Consider the following 19038-nt stretch of genomic DNA (forward strand, 5'->3'; position numbering starts at 1 on the left):
TCAGTTGCACACGATCCGCTGCTTGACGGCGTGCTTGGTGACGAAGCCGTAGCCGCAATTGTCGCAGGTCCAGAGATAGCTGATCATGTGGTCCGAGACATAGGCGGAGGCTTCGGCGGCGACCATGGAGTCGGCGCAGACGGGACAGGTGGGCAACTCGCTGCAACGCGGATCACGCCTTGGTGCGACGGTCGACAACACTTCAGCAACTGCTGACATCGTGGTGACCTCCCTGCTTCGAGACCTAAGTCTAACATAAGCAGAATCAGTTGACGAGGTCGCAACACAAATGCGTTGCTTTTCTGATAATTGGAGCTCACGCGATTTTGCGATGCAGCGTATTTAACATGTGCCGCATTGTTGCTTGCGTGTCGTCACAAGCTGTCCGTAACTGCGCAAGCGCTGCGATAGAAGCGCAAACTATTGCCATAGGGAGTTCATCATGGACGCATCGTCCACCACTGGTGCAGCGCACCAACCCGGCCGCGGCCGCGTCTATGACTCGATCGTCGAGGCTTTTGGCGACACGCCGATCGTGCGCCTGCGGCGGCTGCCGGGCATGCACGGCGTCAGCGCGACCATTCTGGCAAAGCTTGAATATTTCAATCCGGCCGCGAGCGTGAAGGACCGCATCGGCGCGGCCATGATCATCGCCATGGAGAAGGCGGGCATCATCAAGCCCGACACCGTGCTGATCGAGCCGACCTCAGGCAATACCGGCATTGCGCTCGCCTTCGTCGCGGCGTCGCGCGGTTACCGGTTGAAGCTGGTGATGCCGGAGTCCATGTCGATCGAGCGGCGCAAGATGCTCGCTTTTCTCGGCGCCGAACTGGTGCTGACGCCCGCCGCGCAAGGCATGAAAGGCGCGATCGCCGCGGCCGAAGAGCTCCTGAAGACGACTCCGAACTCGGTGATGCCGCAGCAGTTCAAGAACCTCGCCAATCCGGAGGTCCATCGCCGCACCACCGCAGAGGAGATCTGGAACGATACATCAGGCAAGATCGACTACTTCGTCGCGGGCGTCGGCACCGGCGGCACCATCACCGGTGTCGGTCAGGTCCTGAAGCCGCGCAAGCCGTCGTTGCGCGTGGTGGCGGTCGAGCCCGAGGAGAGCCCGGTGCTGTCGGGCGGCCAGCACACGCCGCACAAGATCCAGGGTATTGGCGCGGGATTCGTGCCCGACATCCTCGACCGCTCCGTGATCGACGAGATCGTGAAGATCAACTCGACGACAGCAATCGAAACCTCGCGGGCGCTGGCGCGGCATGAGGGTATTCCGGGCGGCATCTCCTCCGGTGCCGCGATCGCCGCCGCGCTCGAGATCGGCAAGCGGCCGGAAGCTGCGGGAAAAACCATTTTGGCTATCGTGCCGTCATTCTCAGAGCGCTATCTTTCGACGGCATTGTTTGAAGGGATCTGAGAGATGGCGGATCAACCAAGGCGGCCGCGGACATTGGGCGACGCGCGCACCGAAGCCGAGGCGGCATTCAAGAAGGTGACGGCCAAGGTGGCCGCACCGCTGCCGAAGCAGAACGTGGCACCCGGCATTAAGGAGCAGGTCACGCTGCGCATCGATCAGGACGTTCTGGAGTTCTTCCAGGAGGGCGGCCCAGGCTGGCAGGACCGCATCAACGAGGCGCTGCGGAAGGCTGCGGGGAAGTAGGTGCTTTGGTCAGATCGACCACGAAAAAGCCCGGCGTGAGCCGGGCTTTTGTATTTGCGATCGAGAGCTTCGCGGCTCAGTGGCGGAACATTCCGCCCATCATGCCGCCGACCACGCCGCCCACGAAGGCCGCGCCGGCGGCGTCGCCACCGCTGTTGCGATGCTGAACTGGTGCGCTCTGCGCCGGGGCGGGACCGGCGCGCCGGGCCGGCTTCGGGCTGTCTTCGCTTGCGGTCGTCGTCGACGCCACGATCTCCGAGAGCAGGGCGTTGTGCTGGAGCCTGTTGAGGAAGCCCGTCGATGGATAGCCGCGGGCGGCCTGCCAGCGCTTCAGCACCGAGCGGGTCTCATCGTTGAACACACCCGTAACCTTGGTGTCGAAACCGAGGCCGTTGAGGCGGCGCTGCACGTCGCGACGCTGCCCTTTGTTCAGGCCGATCTGGTCTTCGGTAAGCTGACTGGCGTCGTCGGTGAAGGTCGCGGGATCGACGCCGGCATTGAGATTGCGGGTCGTGGTCGACGGTCCGTTCTGGATCGCCGCGAGCCGTGCCAGCGCCAGCGGCTTGAACTGGCCGTTGGGATAGGCGGAGAGATAGGCGTTGAGCTCCTCCGCCTTGTTGGATTCCTTCACCGAGCGCCAGAACTCGACTTCAGCCTCGGAGCCGCCGGCCGCTGCGGCCGGCACGGCGGTTGCTGTCGGTGCTGCGTTCGCGACCTGGGTCGTCGGCGCCTGGTTGAGATAGACGGCGCCGATCAGATTGGTGTGGCCCCAGGGCAGCTGGCCCTTGTGAGTCTCCTCATTGACCTGGGCACGTACAGCCGTCATCGCCTGCTGGATCTCGACGCCGGGCTTGGCAATATTGTCGATCAGCGCGCGGGTGAATGGGCTGTTGTTGCCCTCCTGGCCGTCGAGCGCGGTCTGGCCCGGGCCGGTGGCGAAGGCAATCAGCGTGCCTTCGCCGGATTTCATCTCGGCGAGACCACTGCCGACATTGACGCTGCGGGTCGCAGAGTTCGACTTGATCTTGGCGGCGAACGGATTGTCACGACAGGCGTCGAGGAACACCAGCTTGACCTTGGCATCGCCCATGGTCTGGTCGAGTGTCAGGTCGATATTGATGGCAGCCCCGAGCTTGACGTCCATCTCCGATTTGATGTCGGCATCGACGGGCAGGAGATAGTTGGTGCCGCCGACGGCGATACCGTGGCCGGCATAGTAGAACACCGCGATGTCGGAGCCCTGCGCCTTGCGGCCGAAATCGAGTAGCTTCTCGGTCATCTGGTCGCGGGTCAGGTTGGAGCCTTCGATCACCTCAAAACCAACATTGCGCAGCGTCGATGCCATCGCCTTGGCGTCGATCGGCGGGTTCGGCAATTGCGCGACATTCTTGTAGGCGCCGTTGCCGACGACAAAAGCAACGCGTCGGTCGGCCTTCGCGGCGCTGATCGACAGCGCCATGCACATCAGCGAAACGATGATGGTGAGAGTGCGCATCTGAAACCCCAGAATCGAATTGCAGGCAGCAACAAATTGGCGACGAAGCTACACGAAGTGCCCGACTTCACGCCACCAAAACGGCAGGACGTTTCGTTCAACCCGTTGCTGTGTGGCCGAATGTGCACGCTGGGAATGCCCGCTCCAACGTGATCCAAATCACGCTCGACCACTTTGTTGTGTCGCGCCAGACCGTGTCCGGGTTCACTGCGCGCGGGCGGGAACCGGCGCGACCGGCTTTAAATTCAGGAGATTGCCGAACAGGATCAAGGCCGCGCCCAGGACGGTCCAGCTATCGAGTCGCTCGGAATAGAGCAGCCAGCCGGCCGTCGCGGTGAGAGGAACCCGCAGGAAGTCCATGGGGACCACGATCGTGGCATCCGCGTAGCGCAGCGCGCTGGCGAGGCAATAGTGCGAGAAAGTGCCGCACACTCCGATCACGAAGAGCCAGCCCCAGAGGACGCTTGACGGCCAGCTCCAGACGTAGAGCGTCGGCAGCAGGCCGACGACCATCTGCACCACGATCATCCAGAACAGGATCGACAATGCGCTTTCGGTCCGGGTCAGCGATTTTGCCAAAGCCATGGAGATGCTGAAGCCGATCGCGGCCCCGAGCGCGATCAACTGGCCCGGATTGATCTCGCCCGTGGCGGGCCGCACGATCATGACGACGCCGACAATGCCGAGCACGATGGCGGCGATCTTCCAGCCGGTCATGCGCTCGGAGAGGAAGGTTGCGGCGAGCAGCGCCGTCCAGATCGGCATCGTGAATTCGATCGCGACGACCTGACCGATCCCGATCAGCGTCAATGCATAGAACCAGCCGAGCTGCGCGAAATAGTGCACGCCGTTGCGCGCGAGGTGCTGGGGCAGGCGTTTGGTCGCCACCGCCTTGAAGCCGCCAGCCCGGTAGATGATCGGTAGCAGCAGCGTGAATCCGATCAGCGAGCGGACCTCCATGATCTGAAAGACGCTCAGATCGCGCGTGGTCTCGCGCCCCGCGACCGCCATGACAAGCATCAGCGACAGCCATCCGGCCATCCATAGCGCGGCCATCGTTTTGGACGGTGTTGTGCTCATCGGCGCGGGACAGGAGATTGAAGCTGAGGGGACGCCGGTATCGGCGACATCGTCCGCGTTTGCAACGGCCAAATCTGCGGATGCACCGATGCGTAGCGGCGCGTTAAGGCAGTGCAGCGCGAAGATGAGGCCGCAGGCGCCGCCATTGGTGTGGTCTGGAAGGCGACGCTCGGGCGCAAATTCCCGAGCTGCCAAGGTCGCGATCGAAGTCGCGGCATTCGTGCCTGCCGCATAAAAAAATCGATCCGGCGAGGTCGCCGGATCGATTGTCGCGTCAGTAACGGCCTACTTCGACATCGAGATGTTGGCGCCGCGGAACTGGCTGTCCGCGCGCATCGTCACGGTCTGCTTGTTGCCGCTCGTCCTCAGCGCGATGTTGGCGTTGAAGCCGGCGGCCGAGGCGACCACCTCGAAGTTTCCACCGCCGCCGCGGCCCTGGAGCGAGCCGGAGATGTTGCGGCTGGACTCGCTCCAGCTTCCCGTAATGGTATTACCCGCCGACTGAACGTTCGCGGAGAGGATGAATTTATAGGCGTCGCTGGCGCAAGTCAGCGTCATTTCCATCGTAGGGCCGATCGGGGCGTATTTGGCCCGGCAACGGATCCGCTCCGTCGATCCGTCCTCGAGGCTGACGGTGCCGCCGCCGCTCCAGCTCCCCGCCATCGGAGCGAACGGGCCCGATTGGGCCTTGCTTTCAGTGGTGGCAATTCCTGCCGTAAACAAAACGACGGCCGCGATCAGCAGCCGCCGGTTCCAGGCGCGAGCCGAGTTTGATTTATTGGCGCGATGCTTCCCACCGCCCGCTGCACGGTATGCCTGCAGATGCTCCATTCCACTTCCCCGATCCGGCGTTGCCGTTGAGTTGACCGTTGGCATATGCACCATTGATCGAAACTTTCACAAGTCCCCCGCTGCCGATGGTGCCGGAAACGTTAGCGCCGGGCGCGGTGATCTTGCCGTCGGCAACCGTCAGCATGGAGCTTGCAGTCGGCTCGCAGGAACCGGTCTTGGTCACGATGGTGACCTGCCAATTGCCGTCATAGGGGGTCTGGGCGATGGCGGGGGCGGCGAGGGTGGCGATAAAAACTGATGCGGCACAGAACGCCGCGATGCGAGCAAAACGCATGAATTCCGTCCTTGAATCTGTCTGATATGCTGACGCTTATTCGGAAGAAATGTGACGGAAATTTGGTGCAATGCAAAGTCGAAAATTGTTCCTGTGGAAACAATGGTTTATTTGCGTTTTTGACTCCGATTTTCGAAGTGAAATCAACGCCCCTTTGCGTTAACGCGACAGGAGACTCAAAGGGGACAGGGCTCACGAGAGGCTTGGGGCCGAGGTCGCGAATTGCTCGTCCTGGGCCTTGGCCGGCAGCGCCTTGTGGACCTTGGCGTAGTCGATCACGTCAGCCAGCAGCTTGAGGCCGAGCGGCGCCAACGCACGCTCCCAGAGTTCGCGGGCGGTCTCGCCCTTCCTGACGAAGCACCAGTCCTGGGCGGCGATCGCGCCGGCGTCCATGCGATCGGCGAGATGATAGATCGTGCCGCCGGCGATGGGATCGCCTTCCTTGATGGTCCATTCCACGGCGGCCTTGCCGCGATGGCGTGGCAGCAGCGAGGGGTGATAGCCGATCCCGCCGAGCTTGCTGGCTGCGAGCGCGTCCTTGCCGATCCGGGCATGACTGTGGGCGGTGATGATCAGGTCGGTGTCCGGGGCAATCTCGGAGGCCACCACGAGCTTGGGATTGGCCTGCACCACCACCTCGATGCCGGCGGCCTTGGCGGCCGCAGCCAGGCGGTCCTCTGCATCGGCCACCACGACCCGCACGATCCCCACGCCGTGCTCGCGGAGCATGTTCAGGGTGGTCACGCCGAAATGGCGGGAGCCGACGAGGGTAATGCGCATGGGTGTCCAATCCGTCTCGCAGCTGCGTTATCCCCCGATAACACGTCCGGCCGTCCTGTCACCACCCGCGCGGCATTTGCGCCGGTTATCAACAATGCGAAGGGCGTGGCGGCAATGAACTCGGCGATTGCGTTGGCGGCTGATCCGGTGCTTCCATGCGTGCATTGCGACCTGCCGGGAGCGAGCAGATGCGTCACGCGTGGATTGTCCCTCTCGCTGTCCTGATTGCGGCCGCTCCGGCCCATGCCGGCGGACCGTACCCGGCGGTCCCGCCCGAGATCGGTGTGGCGCCCTTCATCGGCCCGACATGGGATGCCTATCGCTGCGCTGACGGTATTCCTTACAATTTCTACCACGGCGCCTATTACGGCGAGGAGCCGCCGGCGATCTATCGCGGCTATGCCTACAGGCCGCACTATCGCTACAGCGCCTACCGCAGGCCGCCGCGGACGTATTTTTGCGTCGTCGACTAGAGCGTGATGGCATTAAGTTCGATAGCCTGAATTTTTCAGGTAGTTGGCGCATTCCTCAGGTGTGAAGGCGTCGAGTGCGTGGCCGATTGCGGCGCAGACCGCGTCGACGGTTCGCGCGGCCGCTTTGCGGAGCAGGTGCTTGAGCTTGGCAAAGACTTGTTCGATCGGGTTCAGGTCGGGCGAGTATTTTGGCAGGAAGAAGAGTCTGGCTCCGACCGAACGGATGAGCTGGCGAACTGCTTTGCTCCTGTGGCTGCCGAGGTTGTCCAAGACAACGATATCGCCGGGTCGAAGGACGGGCAGAAGAACCTTCTCGACATAGGTGCGAAAGCTCACGCCATCGATCGGCCCCTCGATGAACCATGGCGCATCGATCCGGTCGTGGCGCAGGGCCGCCAGGAAGGTCATGGTCTTCCAGCGGCCGTGGGGAACCTTGGCGGGAAGTCTGTGCCCGCGCGGCGCCCATCCCCGCAAGGGGGCCATATCGGTCCGCGTCCAGGTCTCGTCGATGAAGACCAGCCGCTCAGCTTCGACGCGACCTTGATACTTTGCCCACTGGGCTCGCCGCCGCGCCACCTCGGGACGATCGCGTTCGCCAGCCGCCACGCTTTTTTTTGAAGCTGAGCTTCTCGGCATGCACGAAGTCCCAGACCGAGTGGTAGTCGACCTTCAGGCCGCGTCCAGCAAGCTCGGCAACGAGCCCGCGTATGGTGAAATCACCGTCCTTGATCCGCTGCGACAGCCAGACCGCATGCTCTCCCGAGACTGCCTTCGGCTTGTGGCCGCCCATCTGGCCAGGCTCAACACTGCCGGTCTCCTCGACCCGCTGCATCCAGCCGATGGCCGTGCTGATCGCCACTCCAAACTGCCTGGCAGCTTGATTACGGGACATCCCGCCCTCGATCGCAGCCACGACGCGCTTTCGAAGATCCAAAGAGTAAGGCTTGCCCATCCATGCTGGCCTCCTGCCCAGCCAGCATGGTGAATCAGGAATACGCTGATTTGGGAATCTTGAGGGTTCTGTGAGGTCGCGGGGCAGACTTAAGCCGCGCGCGCAGTCGTAGCGTGCGACCTCATAGAAGCTGGATTGAACGAAGCCGCGGAGTTGCGGGCACTATGGCGATAGTGCAGCCGGTGCAGTTGCGGAGAAGGTGCGCCTGTGGTCGCCGCGCGTCGGCGAGACATTGAGCAGGTGTGAGCGGCCCGATTGATCGGGCAGTGGGCGCGATGCCGCGAGGGATTTGTTGCGCTGGGATGCGCGGCCGAACGATTGGCGGGGTGAGCGGTGACGAGCGCGGCCACGGCGACTTCGGACGTTGCCACCGCGAAGGTGATCACGGAAGGGGTGGATAGTGCAGGCGCTGGTCATGACGTATCACAACGAAACGGATGGTCGCGGGCGCAGGCTCGTGGGACGACATCGACGCGCCGCATGGTGCCGCCACAATGCGGGCAGACGGGGATCTCACATTTGGTGAGGGGATCGTCGCCGGCTTCTTGATCAGTCGGAGCGTTGCGGACAGCAAGGAGTTGACGGCAGAGGGCGATTTTATCGTTGCGTCCGCCATTGGCGAGGAAGCCATAGTGGCGGATGCGGTGGAAGCCGTCCGGCAGGGTGTGGAGGAGAAAGCGACGAATGAACTCATCGGCATTAAGCGTCATCACTTTGGCTTGACGATTCTGCCGATAGTCCTTCCAGGAAAAGCTCACCTTGCCGTCGGCAAGCGAGATCAGCCTACTGTTGGCGATGGCGACGCGATGCGTGTAGCGGCCGAGATAAGCCAGCACCTGTTCGGGCCCGCCGAATGGCGGCTTGGCATAGACGACCCAGTCGGTCCGTCGAAGTTGAGCGAGGCGTTCGGCGAATGCGGCGGGATCGGCGAGATGGACGAGATCGCCAAAGAAGCCCAACTGGCCAGCCGCGAAGGCAGCTTGGAGCTCTAGCAGAAACAGACGGCGGAACAGCCGGGAGAGGACGCGCACCGGCAGGAAGAAGCCGGGCCGGCAAGCGACCCAGTGTGTGCCGTCGAGTGAAGGTCCACCACCAGGCACGACGCAGTGGATATGCGGATGGTGTTGCAGCGTCTGGCCCCAGGTATGGAGGACGGCGGTCACACCGAGCTGAGCGCCGAGATGCTTGGGGTCGGCCGCGATGGTGGCGAGCGTCTCGGCCGCGCAGCGGAACAGGATGGCATAGACGATGGCCTTGTTCTGAAAGGCTATCTCTCCGGCGGGGGCCGGCATGGTGAAGACGACGTGGAAATACGGCACGGGAAGGAGTTCGGCCTGTCGTTCGGCGAGCCATTGCACGCGCGCCGAGCCCTGGCACTTCGGGCAATGCCGATTGCGGCAGGAGTTGTAGGCAATCCGTGTGGCGCCGCAGTCATCGCACTGCTCGACGTGGCCGCCGAGCACAGCCGTCCGGCATGCCGTGATCGCGCCCATGACGCGCCGCTCGACGCGGCCCAAATGCTCGGCACGGGCTTGCCGAAACGCTTCGCCGTGGCGGCAGAAGATATCCGCCACTTCCAGAACCGGAGCCATCAGGTCCGCTCAGCCGGGCGGCACGACCTCCAGGCGGAGTCGGTCAAGCGGACTTGGCGTATTGCTGATGGTCTTTGTGGCGACTTGGGTATAGCGCGCCGTGCTGGCCAGACTGGCATGGCCGAGCAGCACCTGGATGATGCGCACGTCGGCCCCGTTCTCCAGGAGATGGGTCGCGAATGTGTGCCGCAGCGTATGCACTGTCACCGACTTGCTCAAGCCAGCCGCAGCACAGGCTGAACGACAGGCGGCGTGCAGCACGTTCGGGACGAGCGGACGCTCGTCGTCGCGGCCGGGAAATAGCCATCGTTTTGGCCGAGTGAGCCGCCAATACGTCCGCAGAATCCTCAAAAGCTGCGGCGAGAGCATAACGTAACGGTCCTTGCCGCCCTTGCCGTGCTCGACCCGGATCAACATCCGTTGGCTATCAATGTCGACAACCTTCAAGAGGACCACTTCCGATACGCGCAAGCCTGCGGCATAGACGGTGGTCAACGCGGTACGGCTCTTGAGGCTTGGGATCGCTTCCAGGAAGCGCACGACCTCGTCGGCGCTCAGCACGACCGGCAGTTTGCGCGGTTTACGCGCATAGGCGATGCGCTCCGGAACGGTGTCATGACCAAGCGTCACACCGTAGAAGAACCGCAGTGCGCAGACGATCTGGTTCAGCGCCGGCCAGGACATCCCCGTCGCAACCAGATGAACCTGGAAGGCACGGATATCCTCCAGGTCGAGGCGGTCGGGAGAACGACCGAAATATCGGCTCAACTTCGCTACGGCGTTGAGGTAGGATTGCTGCGTCGCCGGTGACAGATTGCGGACCGTCATGTCCTCGATCATGCGGCGGCGAAGTGGGCTGATCTCAGCCATCGGAAAACCTCCTGTCTAAAGGGTTGGGCTGCGAAAACCCGCAATCCTCTCAGACAGGAGGCAATCCTTGCTATGACTCCCTACATGCCGCGCCAGCGGCTTCGTTCAATCCCAAATCGATTCAACCTAACCCCATCCCGCTTTAGCGTTGCCGTGCGGCAACGGTCGGCCACAAATGATCAAGGTGCCGGTTCCTGTGTTTCGTTTCCGACAGACGGAATCCGTTGTGCGGCGTTAGAACGTGAGCTTACCGGGGCTGGCTAAATTTCATTCCGGATCCGTTTTCGAACCCGGCTTGGGCCGCTGGCGTGATTGCCAGCGGCTTTTTAATTCCGGCGATCACGAAATCATCAAACGGTAACCCGTTCTCAACTTGCTTGTCGTATCGACGAATCCGTCGCGGATTTGTATTGCGTACCGCGACACAAAAATGTCCCGCCGTCGCGCGGGCATTTTTGCGGGGACCGATGTCATGGCGAACGCAATTGAGCAGATCGTGGACGCCTACGTGAGGCTGAAGAACCGCCGTGGCCTCGACGAGCTGATGATGCACAGGCAGCGGCTCGCTGTCGATCTGAAGAGCAAGTCAGGCGGTTACGATTTCAGCCTACCGATCGACAAGATCGACGAGGAGATTGCGATCATCGAGAAAGGTCTCAGCCGGCTGAAGGCTGAATCCAGCGATTCCGGCACGGCGCCTCCGACCTGACGCGCTTAGTCGCGCCGGCCGCCGTCGATGACGGTGAATAGCGGCCGCGCCGGCGTCGGCTCGACCAGCAGCTCTTCCACCAGCGCGGTCGCCGCATCGACATATTTGCGCGTCGGCTTGTCGAGCTCGCGTTTGGCCTCGTCGTCCAGTGCGACTTTTGCAGCCTCGACCAGCTTGCGCATGCGCGCGGCGTGATCGTCGCCCGCCGTCAGCGTCGCGCGCGCCAGCGAGCGCAGCACGAACAGTTCGCCTTCGAGGCGGAGCAGGCGGTCGTTGAGCCTGGTGAGGACGGCGTTGAGGTCGGCCATGGCACATGTTCGTTGCGGAAGATCCTGCCCGATCTAGCGACGATCGGTGAACGGAGTCCAAACGCGACATGCGCAATTCGGCCGATTTCCTGTCACGCCTTGTTCCGCGCCAGATAGTCGCGTGCGAAGGCGAGATACCAGTCGAGGCAGGCCGGATTGGCCATCGCCTCCTTGTTGATGACCTTCTCGACGGGCTGGCCGAGCAGGAGCTTCTTGATCGGCAGCTCCTGCTTCTTGCCCGACAATGTGCGCGGAATCTCGGCGACCGCAAAGATCTCGTTGGGCAGGAAGCGGCGTGACAAGCCGGCCTCGATCGCCTTGTTGATCTTGGTCCGCATCGCGTCGTCGAAGGCAACACCTTCGCGCAGCACCACGAACAGCGGCATGTAGCTGTCACGGCCGAGATATTCGAGGTCGACGACGAGGCTGTCGAGCACCTCCGGCAGCGCCTCGATCGCGGAATAGAGCTCGCTGGTGCCCATGCGCAGGCCGTGCCGGTTGATCGTCGCATCGCTGCGGCCGTAGATCACGCAGGAGCCATCTAGGTTGACCTTGAGCCAGTCGCCATGCCGCCACACCGGTCCGCGGCCGCTGCCGTCGAAATTATCCGGATAGGTCTCGAAATAGCTCGAGAGATAGCGCGCGTTGCCCTTGTCGTTCCAGAAATACAGCGGCATCGACGGCATCGGCTCGGTGCAGACGAGCTCGCCGACCTCGTCGATCACGGCGCGCCCCTGTTCGCTGAAGGCTTCGACGGCAGCGCCGAGCAGGCGGCACTGCATGGCGCCCGGCGTTTGCGGCAATTCCCTGTGGCCGCCGATGAAGGCGCCGGCGAAGTCGGTGCCGCCGGAAATGTTCGCCCACCAGATGTCGGCCTGCGCCTTGCTGCCGTTGGTCTTCGACAGCGCGGCGAAGCGCGCGTTGAACCGGGCTTGGGTGTCGGCGCTGAGCGGCGAGCCGGTCGAGCCGAGGCAACGCAGTCGCGACAGGTCGCCGACAGTCGCGAGATCGATCTCGGCCTTGGCGCAACTGGCGAAGAACGCTGCACCCGCGCCGAAGAAGGTCGCTTTCGATTGCGCCACGAAACGCCACAGCGTGGACCAGTCCGGCTTGTCCTTGGTGCCGCCGGGACTGCCGTCGAAAATGCAGCAGGTGGTGCCGCTCAGCAGGCCTCCGACCTGGCTGTTCCACATGATCCAGCCGGTCGACGAGTACCAGTGATAGCGCTCGCCAAATGAGTTTGGATGATAGGAGCAGCCGATGTCATTGTGCAGGCCGAGCAGCGCCAGCACGACGATGACGATGCCGCCATGGCCGTGCACGATCGGTTTCGGCAGGCCGGTGGTGCCGCTGGAATAGACGATCCAGAGCGGATGATCGAACGGCAGCCAGATCGGCTCGAAGGTGTCGATCGCGGCATTCGTCCTTGCGGTGATGTCCGAGAGCAGGGCGTCGGGCGCGTCCGGCCCGCCGGCGTCGCTGTGCAGAATGACGTGTTCGAGGCTCGGCAGCGACCGCCTGAGCTCGGCGACGACATCTTTGCGGTCATGCTTGCGGCCGGCGTAGGTGACGACGTCGCAGGCGATCAGCACTTTTGGCTCGATCTGCTTGAAGCGGTCGATCACGGCAGGCGCGGCCATATCGGGCGCGCAGAGGCTCCAGACGGCGCCGATGCTGGCGGTCGCGAGAAACGCGATGATGGTCTCGGGGATGTTGGGCAGATAGGCCGCAACACGGTCGCCGGGCTGGACGCCCTGGTCCTTCAGATGCAGCGCCAGCGCGGCCGCCTTGCGCTTGAGCTCCGGCCAGCTGGTCTCTGTCAGCCTGCCGTCCTCGCCGCTGGAGACGATCGCAGGCAGGCCGGCGCCGTGCGCGGCGTCGACATGCCGTAATACCTGCCGCGCATAGTTCACCTGGGCGCCGGGAAACCACACCGCGCCGGGCATCTTGCGCTCGGCGATGACGGCCGCAAACGGCGTCGGCGACTGCAAATCGTAATAGTCCCAGATGCTGCGCCAGAAGGCATCGAGATCGCGCACCGACCATTGCCGCATCTCCTCGTAGTCAGCGAAGGTGAGGCCGCGCTGCGCGGCGAGCCAGCTGCGATAGAGGGCGATCTGCGGGACGAAGGGAGCGGTCATTGGATATCGGATTCGGGGGCGGGGAGGGGAATGTAGCCGGTGTCGCGGCTTGGCAGAAGCGTCAGTTCCTCATCCCTCGTGCCATGGCAAAGCGTTCGCTGCCGGACCAGTCTGATCGCACGCGGCCGGCTCGAAAGTGCTGCCGTTCGGACGCCCTCAAAGCAAAAGCTGAAAACAACCCCATGCACAGTAGCGGGAGATATCTCGCCGGCGCGACGCATCGCCCCGGCCGGATTTGACACGTCGGGCAAAACACTGGCAGAGTGACATCATCGGAAATTCGTAATACCCGCGCGGAGGAATCCGCCGCGAGTTTTTTCATGTCGCAGCAATTGCCATGATCAAAGGATCGCTATCGTCCTCTGCAACGAGCAATTCTGGTTCGTTCAGCCGCGCAACCCTACCACTCCACGCCGGCCCAGCGCCGGCCGAACACCGGGGGCCTGGTCTTCACCGCCGACCAGCCGAAGAAATGATGCTTCCCCGACCATGAGTGCACCTCGCCGCTGCAAATGCTGCATTTGAAGCTGCCGGCATGCGGCTCGGCATGCTCCTCCCTTGTCGCGGTGTAGTTCATGCCGCAACCGGAGCAGGTGAATTCTTCGATCGTCCAGATGCTGTTTGCCATTGCGCCGCAAGTGTTTTGGGGACCTGCGGCGAAGCCTAGGTGCGAGCCTTTGCATCGGCGTAAACCGACCAAAGGAAATCCGGTTAACCGCCGTTAGGAATCTCCTGCCTCATGCCGCGAAGACGTTCATCACGCTGTTCGCCGTGACGGCGACCATCGCGGCATCAATTGCAGCACCTGCCCATGCACGGCCGATCCCTCTGCGGCCGGCCGTCGGCCCACATTTCGGGACGGGAGCTGCAACGACATCGAGTGGAGGCTTGGCAATCGGACCGCATTTCGGCAGCAGCAATGCCGGGATCTCATCGGTCAGCCGGCCGACAATCGGACCGCATTTTGGCAATGGCGGTGCGTCGATGTCGACAAGCGTCCGTCCCTCGGTCGGTCCGCATTTTGGCGATGGCGCTGCGGCCAGCGGGGTCGGGACGGGAGCGCGGCCCGGCTCTGCCGGTCGCGGTCCATGGGCGGCATGGTTGCGGCTGCGGCCGTAACCGCGCCGCCCATGACGGCCTTGTGGCAAGGCGGCCGGATTCGCCGGTCGTCTTGACGCCCGGCTCGGGGCTGGCAATAACGCTAGCCCGCGCAAGCGCCGGAACCCGCGTTGATGCCGCAAGGAAAGCCGTGCCTGTGAAAAGTCTGCGTCAGCTCCTGACGGGCGAGGACGTCATTCAGCTCGTGATCCGGCTCGGCCTGCTGGCGCTGCTGATCCTGTGGACGCTCTACATCATCCGGCCGTTCATCCCGATCCTGACCTGGAGCGCGGTGCTGGCGGTCGCGTTCTATCCGGCGTTCAGCTGGGTCGCCAAGATCCTCGGGGGCCGGCCCAAGACTGCGGCTGCGATCCTCACCCTGGTCACCCTCGGCATCGTGCTCGGCCCGGCAACATGGCTCGGGGTGAGCGCCGTGGACGGGGGCAGGGAGCTGGCGCACCAGCTCGGGACCGGCGACCTCGCGCTTCAGGCGGCGCCCGAGTCGATCAAGTCGTGGCCGGTGATCGGCCCGACGCTGTATGAACTCTGGGACCAGGCCTACACCAATATCCGCGCCGTGCTGCGCGAGGTCGCACCCTACCTCCAGCCGCTCGCCGGACCGCTTTTGGTGCTCGCGGGCGATGCCAGCCTCGGCACGCTGCAATTCCTGGTCTCGGTGTTTGTGGCGGGCTTCCTGTTTCCGCATGGACCGCGACTGGTTGCGGCCGGGCGCGGTTTCCTGTCCCGTATCGTGCCCGAGCAGAGCGAGCATTTTCTCGAGCTCGGCGGCGCCACCATCCGCGCCGTGGCGCAGGGCGTGATCGGCGTTGCCATCGTGCAGGCGCTGCTCGCCGGAATCGGCTTCAAGCTCGCGGCCGTACCCAGCGCGGGCCTGCTCGCCTTCATCGTTCTGCTGCTGTCGATCGTGCAGATCGGCGCGTTCCTGGTGCTGCTGCCGGTCATCATCTGGATCTGGACCGCCAAGGACGTCACCACGGCGCTGGTGCTGACCGTGTTCTTCGTCGTCGTCGGCTTCATCGACACCATGTTGAAGCCGCTGGTGATGGGACGCGGGCTCAACACGCCGACCATCGTGATCTTCGTCGGGGTGATCGGCGGCACGCTCGCCCACGGCATCGTCGGCCTGTTCATCGGGCCGATCATCCTGTCGGTGGCCTGGGAGATGGCGGCGGCGTGGATCGGAAGCGAGATCCGGAAGCCGAAAGCGACGCCACTTGCAGAGGACGAGGTCACCTAGCCGGGTCGCGCCTTGCGGGATGTGGACAATTGCGGATGGCGGTGGCAACCGGATTGGCCATCAAACTTGTCTAATGGAATAGACAAGTTACGATAGCGCCAGATTCTTTTTTCGGTTTGCGACAGGAATGGCGAAGTCTTCCAAGCTGGTGGCCGCCAGGCGCGGCAAGGTTCTGTTGGTCAGGCGACGGTCGGACGGTCTGTGGATGTTCCCCGGCGGCCGCAAGCGCGCGCGAGAAACCGAGAAGGCCTGCCTGCGGCGCGAGATCAAGGAAGAGTTGCCGAAGCTGAAACTCGGCCGGCTCAGCCTCTGGAAAGAGGTGAAGGCGAAGAACAAGCGTTCGGGGCGCAAGATGAGCGATGCGATCTTCATCGCCAAGAGCGCCAAGGGCCGGCTCGCCATCGGCGACAAGAAGGAGCTCGACCGCGCCGCGTGGCAGAAGCCGCGCGGGGTGCGCCTGACCGCCACCTCGCGCTACATCCGCGATCGGCTGTTTCCGCGGAAGTCGCGGCGGCGGTAGCTGCCCGGGCGGGTGTGACAAATCGTCCTGCAGGCCGGTTCGATTGATCTCGGCTCTGACGCCGTGCTGGCGGCTATGCTCGGCTGCGGCTTCATGCGCCGATCTGACGGTCATGCTGTCAGCAACCGGAACGGCTTTTTCCCGGGACGCCGTGATCATGTGTGAACCAGTTCACAAGGCGCCGCTGCGAGCGATGCTATAAAGGCGTCATTGCTTTACCAATTCATTGTCGTTGAAACGCCCCAGTGACTCCAAGCACTGGGGCTTTTCATGTTGGGGGGCAACGTGGCCTGCAGTCGCCGCATTTGCTCCTGTTACGGAACAGCGGAACGCATGCCGGCTCTCCCTTAGCTGCCGTCGCAAGCAACGGAATGTCAGCCTTCTGGCGAGAAGCGGACCATGGATGGACCGCGCGGGGACGCCCTGTTGTGACCCTGAGCGGTCAGTAGTTGGAGATAGGATGGAACTTATTACTGCCGGGCTTTACCCCACTTCCAAGAATGGCAGGCATGGGGACCTGGAAGCCGTCCCCCTTTCGGAATAGCTGATCCATTCCTTCAGCGACGGCGATGTTGATTGCCGAGAGAGCAGCGCTGTCTTGTGCAAGAAGAAGGGCCCTTATCCGTACTCCCCCCTGCAACGGCAGATTGATCAATCCGGTCGCCGTTTTCAGCAGCAGCGTCTGAACCACAGTAGTTGCGGTGACATCGGAGAAGTCCGCTTGCGCAAGCGCGGCCTTCATATCCTCCGGTTCGCCGAACTGGAAGAAATCGGGCCCGTGCGGCAGGGAAACGTCAACACGCCCGTGAGCTTTCACCATCCCCAAGAGGAGACCGAAGCCGTTGGCTGGTGAGGGTCGTTCCCAAACGCTAATCGCCACGCGGCCTCCGGGACGAAGAACCCGACGCATTTCCGCCAAAGCGCGGTCCGGTTCGGGCACATGGAGTATGCCGTAGCCGCAAACGACGGCATCGAACGTATTATCGGGATATGGCAGATCTTGCGCGTCCCCTTGGCGACAATCCATCGACGGAACGTTCCGACGGGCAGCGGCAACCATGGCCTCCGAGAAGTCGATAGCGGATACCTTCGCGCCGCGCTCGGTAGCAGCCAGGGCCAGCACGCCGTGTCCCGTGCAGACATCGAGCACGTCACATCCACCAATGACTCCAGCTGCATCGAGCGTGACATCAACCGACTGCGCGGTCAGCGGACCAAAGACAGCTTCGTAACCCTCGGACACCGCGTTCCATCCGCTTCGCTCAAAGTCCCGAAAAGCGTCCGGTTGGTTCGACACCTGAATTGCCATATCCTGCCCCCCGGGGGTTCATTGTCGCGGTGAGAAAGAGCAGCGGCAGTTGAAGATATTGCCCGGCGAAACGTAGCAAACGGAAGCTGGCCCTCACAAGGACCAATGACCGCTTGTGGCCCGGGGCTGACTTCCTCCCTTGGCCTCGTACGGTCCGCTTCCAAGGGCTGAGCCGAAAGCCATCGTGGAGCCGCCGATGGCAGCCTTTGACCCACAAGAGACATGGCCCAAATACGACGCCCCTTTCGGATGATTGTTTGAGCCGATAGGATATTGGCTCGGCCGGGGGCGGACATGAAACGACGACAGTTCATTGCGGCAATCGGTGGCGGGACGGCTTGGCCGTTTGTTGCGCGTGCACAGCAGTCCACGAGGGTCTATCGTATCGCCCTTGCTCCTCCATCCGCTCCTCTATCTGAATTGAGTGAAACCGGCGGCAATCCGTTCTATCGAGTGATCTTCGAAGAATTGCGTCGTCTGGGCTATGTCGAAGGGCGTAATCTTTCCGTGGCGCGCTACAGCGGCGGAGGCCAAACCGAGCACTACGCGCAACTTGCCCGAGAAGTGGTTCGCGCCGCGCCGGAGGTGATCGTGACGTTCGGCTCACTCATGGTGCAGAGTTTTCGATCAGTTTCGAACACGATCCCTATCGTCGCAGTCGTGGGCGATCCGGTCGCCCAGGGCTTTGCAGCCAGCTTGGCCCGCCCCGGAGGCTCCATTACAGGAGCCACTCCAGATTTTGGATCGCAATACCTTGCGAAACACCTCGAGGTATTGAAAGAGGCCATCCCAACACTTTCGACAGTCGGCTACATTATAGAACCCGCCTTTTGGGACAACTCATTTGGCTTGGCAATACGAGACGCAGCTTTGCGTCTGGGCATCCAACTCCTTCCGGCCTTTCTCGAAAGCCACGAAGAGGTTAACTATCGCAGGGCATTCGCGACGGTGGCTCAGAGGCATGTAGGTGCCGTTATCTTCAATGACCATGCGGAAAATTTCACGCGTCGGCGGCTTATCGTCGAATTGGCAGAAACGTACAGACTTCCCGTAATGCTCCCGTGGGTTGAGATTGTCGAGATCGGCGGTTTTATCGCCTACGCGCCGGATCGCCTTGAGCACTACCGATACCTTGCCTCTTGTGTTGACAAGGTGCTGCGCGGAACCAAACCCGGCGACATTCCGATTTATCAGTCGATCAAGTTCAAGCTCGCTATCAATCTCAAGACTGCCAAAGCGCTGGGCCTCGCAATCCCGGAGCCTCTGCTCTCCCGCGCCGACTTGGTGATCGAATAGGTGCGCCAGCCGCAAAGCTGGCGCGATCCGGCCGGAAAGTCCGGTTCAAGTAGGGAGTAGCGTCCGTTTGGTAGCGAGTGTTGCGCGACCAATGGCGACTGTGGTTGCGAAGTGTACCAGCGATTGCATCGGGTGAGGATTGAGCCACGAAAGATTAGATATCGCAGGGGCCGAGAGTTTGTTTCTATCCACTCGAAGCCAACATGTGCGGCACCGCGAGGTGCTGACGCTCTGCCGGGGTCTAAGGCCTTAATCCCGATGAGCAATCGCGACCAGAATTTTCCAATCGGTTCCTGCGCGAACTAGATTGCAAGAGCGACGGAAGCGTCGGTACAAGGTTCCGTCCTTTCGAAACTGCTCCCATGTCA

The 19038-nt window shown here is 62.6% G+C and carries 20 protein-coding genes; 7 read left to right on the forward strand and 13 right to left on the reverse strand.

The annotated features are described in order from the left end of the window. The gene (locus XH89_RS19020; protein ID WP_128951697.1) at positions 1 to 219 is read right to left on the reverse strand and encodes a hypothetical protein; all 219 of its coding nucleotides are present in this window, start codon (positions 217 to 219) and stop codon (positions 1 to 3) included. Between the two features lie 223 nt (positions 220 to 442). Between XH89_RS19020 and cysK the strand changes: the two genes are divergently transcribed. Continuing rightward, a complete protein-coding gene (gene cysK / locus XH89_RS19025) occupies positions 443 to 1420 on the forward strand; it encodes a cysteine synthase A (protein WP_194461996.1) in 978 nt (325 codons plus the stop codon). A gap of 3 nt (positions 1421 to 1423) precedes the next feature. Further along, entirely contained in the window at positions 1424 to 1663 is a 240-nt protein-coding gene (locus tag XH89_RS19030) for a BrnA antitoxin family protein (RefSeq protein ID WP_194461997.1), read from the forward strand. A gap of 76 nt (positions 1664 to 1739) precedes the next feature. Here the strand turns inward: XH89_RS19030 and XH89_RS19035 are convergent, their stop codons facing one another. From XH89_RS19035 to XH89_RS19055, 5 genes are all read right to left on the reverse strand, one after another. Continuing rightward, entirely contained in the window at positions 1740 to 3158 is a 1419-nt protein-coding gene (locus tag XH89_RS19035) for a caspase family protein (RefSeq protein WP_194461998.1), read from the reverse strand. A gap of 204 nt (positions 3159 to 3362) precedes the next feature. Beyond that, positions 3363 to 4238 (reverse strand): DMT family transporter, encoded by an 876-nt coding sequence (locus XH89_RS19040; RefSeq protein ID WP_194468546.1) that lies wholly within the window; start codon positions 4236 to 4238, stop codon positions 3363 to 3365. A gap of 285 nt (positions 4239 to 4523) precedes the next feature. Further along, positions 4524 to 5069: a hypothetical protein gene (locus XH89_RS19045; RefSeq protein ID WP_194461999.1), complete on the reverse strand. Its 546-nt coding sequence runs from the start codon at positions 5067 to 5069 to the stop codon at positions 4524 to 4526. Further along, a complete protein-coding gene (locus XH89_RS19050) occupies positions 5014 to 5364 on the reverse strand; it encodes a hypothetical protein (protein WP_194462000.1) in 351 nt (116 codons plus the stop codon). Before XH89_RS19050 ends, XH89_RS19045 begins: the two co-directional genes overlap by 56 nt. Before the next feature lie 192 nt (positions 5365 to 5556). Next, a complete protein-coding gene (locus tag XH89_RS19055) occupies positions 5557 to 6144 on the reverse strand; it encodes a formyltransferase family protein (protein ID WP_194462001.1) in 588 nt (195 codons plus the stop codon). A gap of 188 nt (positions 6145 to 6332) precedes the next feature. Between XH89_RS19055 and XH89_RS19060 the strand changes: the two genes are divergently transcribed. Then, positions 6333 to 6617 (forward strand): hypothetical protein, encoded by a 285-nt coding sequence (locus XH89_RS19060; RefSeq protein WP_194462002.1) that lies wholly within the window; start codon positions 6333 to 6335, stop codon positions 6615 to 6617. Between the two features lie 12 nt (positions 6618 to 6629). Here the strand turns inward: XH89_RS19060 and XH89_RS19065 are convergent. The 3 genes from XH89_RS19065 to XH89_RS19075 all read right to left on the reverse strand — a co-directional run bounded on the left by XH89_RS19065 (position 6630) and on the right by XH89_RS19075 (position 10031). Further along, positions 6630 to 7569 (reverse strand): IS630 family transposase gene (locus XH89_RS19065; protein ID WP_371825163.1). Its coding sequence is split into 2 segments (ribosomal slippage): positions 6630 to 7232 and positions 7234 to 7569, totalling 939 coding nucleotides; the frame shifts between segments, so codons are not numbered across the junction. A gap of 413 nt (positions 7570 to 7982) precedes the next feature. Beyond that, positions 7983 to 9161, reverse strand: a complete 1179-nt coding sequence (locus XH89_RS19070) for an IS91 family transposase (protein WP_194462004.1) — start codon at positions 9159 to 9161, stop codon at positions 7983 to 7985. A 9-nt stretch (positions 9162 to 9170) separates the two neighbouring features. After that, positions 9171 to 10031 (reverse strand): site-specific integrase, encoded by an 861-nt coding sequence (locus XH89_RS19075; protein ID WP_128943944.1) that lies wholly within the window; start codon positions 10029 to 10031, stop codon positions 9171 to 9173. 472 nt (positions 10032 to 10503) lie between these two features. Here XH89_RS19075 and XH89_RS19080 point away from each other — a divergent pair, with 472 nt between their 5' ends. Next, positions 10504 to 10740 (forward strand): hypothetical protein, encoded by a 237-nt coding sequence (locus tag XH89_RS19080; protein ID WP_194462005.1) that lies wholly within the window; start codon positions 10504 to 10506, stop codon positions 10738 to 10740. Positions 10741 to 10745: 5 nt separating this feature from the next. On the opposite strand, the gene XH89_RS19085 is transcribed toward XH89_RS19080, so the two are convergent. The 3 genes from XH89_RS19085 to XH89_RS19095 all read right to left on the reverse strand — a co-directional run bounded on the left by XH89_RS19085 (position 10746) and on the right by XH89_RS19095 (position 13817). After that, complete coding sequence (locus tag XH89_RS19085) at positions 10746 to 11048, reverse strand: hypothetical protein (RefSeq protein WP_011087444.1); 303 nt, start codon at positions 11046 to 11048, stop codon at positions 10746 to 10748. Positions 11049 to 11140: 92 nt separating this feature from the next. Beyond that, positions 11141 to 13189, reverse strand: a complete 2049-nt coding sequence (locus XH89_RS19090; protein ID WP_194462006.1) for an acetoacetate--CoA ligase — start codon at positions 13187 to 13189, stop codon at positions 11141 to 11143. A 400-nt stretch (positions 13190 to 13589) separates the two neighbouring features. Continuing rightward, a complete protein-coding gene (locus tag XH89_RS19095) occupies positions 13590 to 13817 on the reverse strand; it encodes a hypothetical protein (protein WP_194462007.1) in 228 nt (75 codons plus the stop codon). Positions 13818 to 14438: 621 nt separating this feature from the next. Between XH89_RS19095 and XH89_RS19100 the strand changes: the two genes are divergently transcribed. Both XH89_RS19100 and XH89_RS19105 read left to right on the forward strand, forming a co-directional pair. Continuing rightward, positions 14439 to 15545 carry an AI-2E family transporter gene (locus tag XH89_RS19100; RefSeq protein WP_194462008.1) on the forward strand — a complete coding sequence of 369 codons (1107 nt, stop codon included), beginning with the start codon at positions 14439 to 14441 and terminating at the stop codon, positions 15543 to 15545. A 127-nt stretch (positions 15546 to 15672) separates the two neighbouring features. Continuing rightward, positions 15673 to 16065: an NUDIX hydrolase gene (locus tag XH89_RS19105; protein WP_194462009.1), complete on the forward strand. Its 393-nt coding sequence runs from the start codon at positions 15673 to 15675 to the stop codon at positions 16063 to 16065. A 442-nt stretch (positions 16066 to 16507) separates the two neighbouring features. Here XH89_RS19105 and XH89_RS19110 read toward each other — a convergent pair whose 3' ends face one another. After that, on the reverse strand, positions 16508 to 17374 hold the full coding sequence (locus tag XH89_RS19110; protein WP_194462010.1) for a class I SAM-dependent methyltransferase: 867 nt from the start codon (positions 17372 to 17374) through the stop codon (positions 16508 to 16510). Between the two features lie 294 nt (positions 17375 to 17668). On the opposite strand from XH89_RS19110, the gene XH89_RS19115 reads away from it, so the two are divergent. Next, entirely contained in the window at positions 17669 to 18670 is a 1002-nt protein-coding gene (locus tag XH89_RS19115; protein ID WP_194462011.1) for an ABC transporter substrate-binding protein, read from the forward strand. Positions 18671 to 19038 lie beyond the last annotated feature (368 nt).

This window comes from Bradyrhizobium sp. CCBAU 53340, assembly GCF_015291645.1.
Classification (GTDB): domain Bacteria; phylum Pseudomonadota; class Alphaproteobacteria; order Rhizobiales; family Xanthobacteraceae; genus Bradyrhizobium.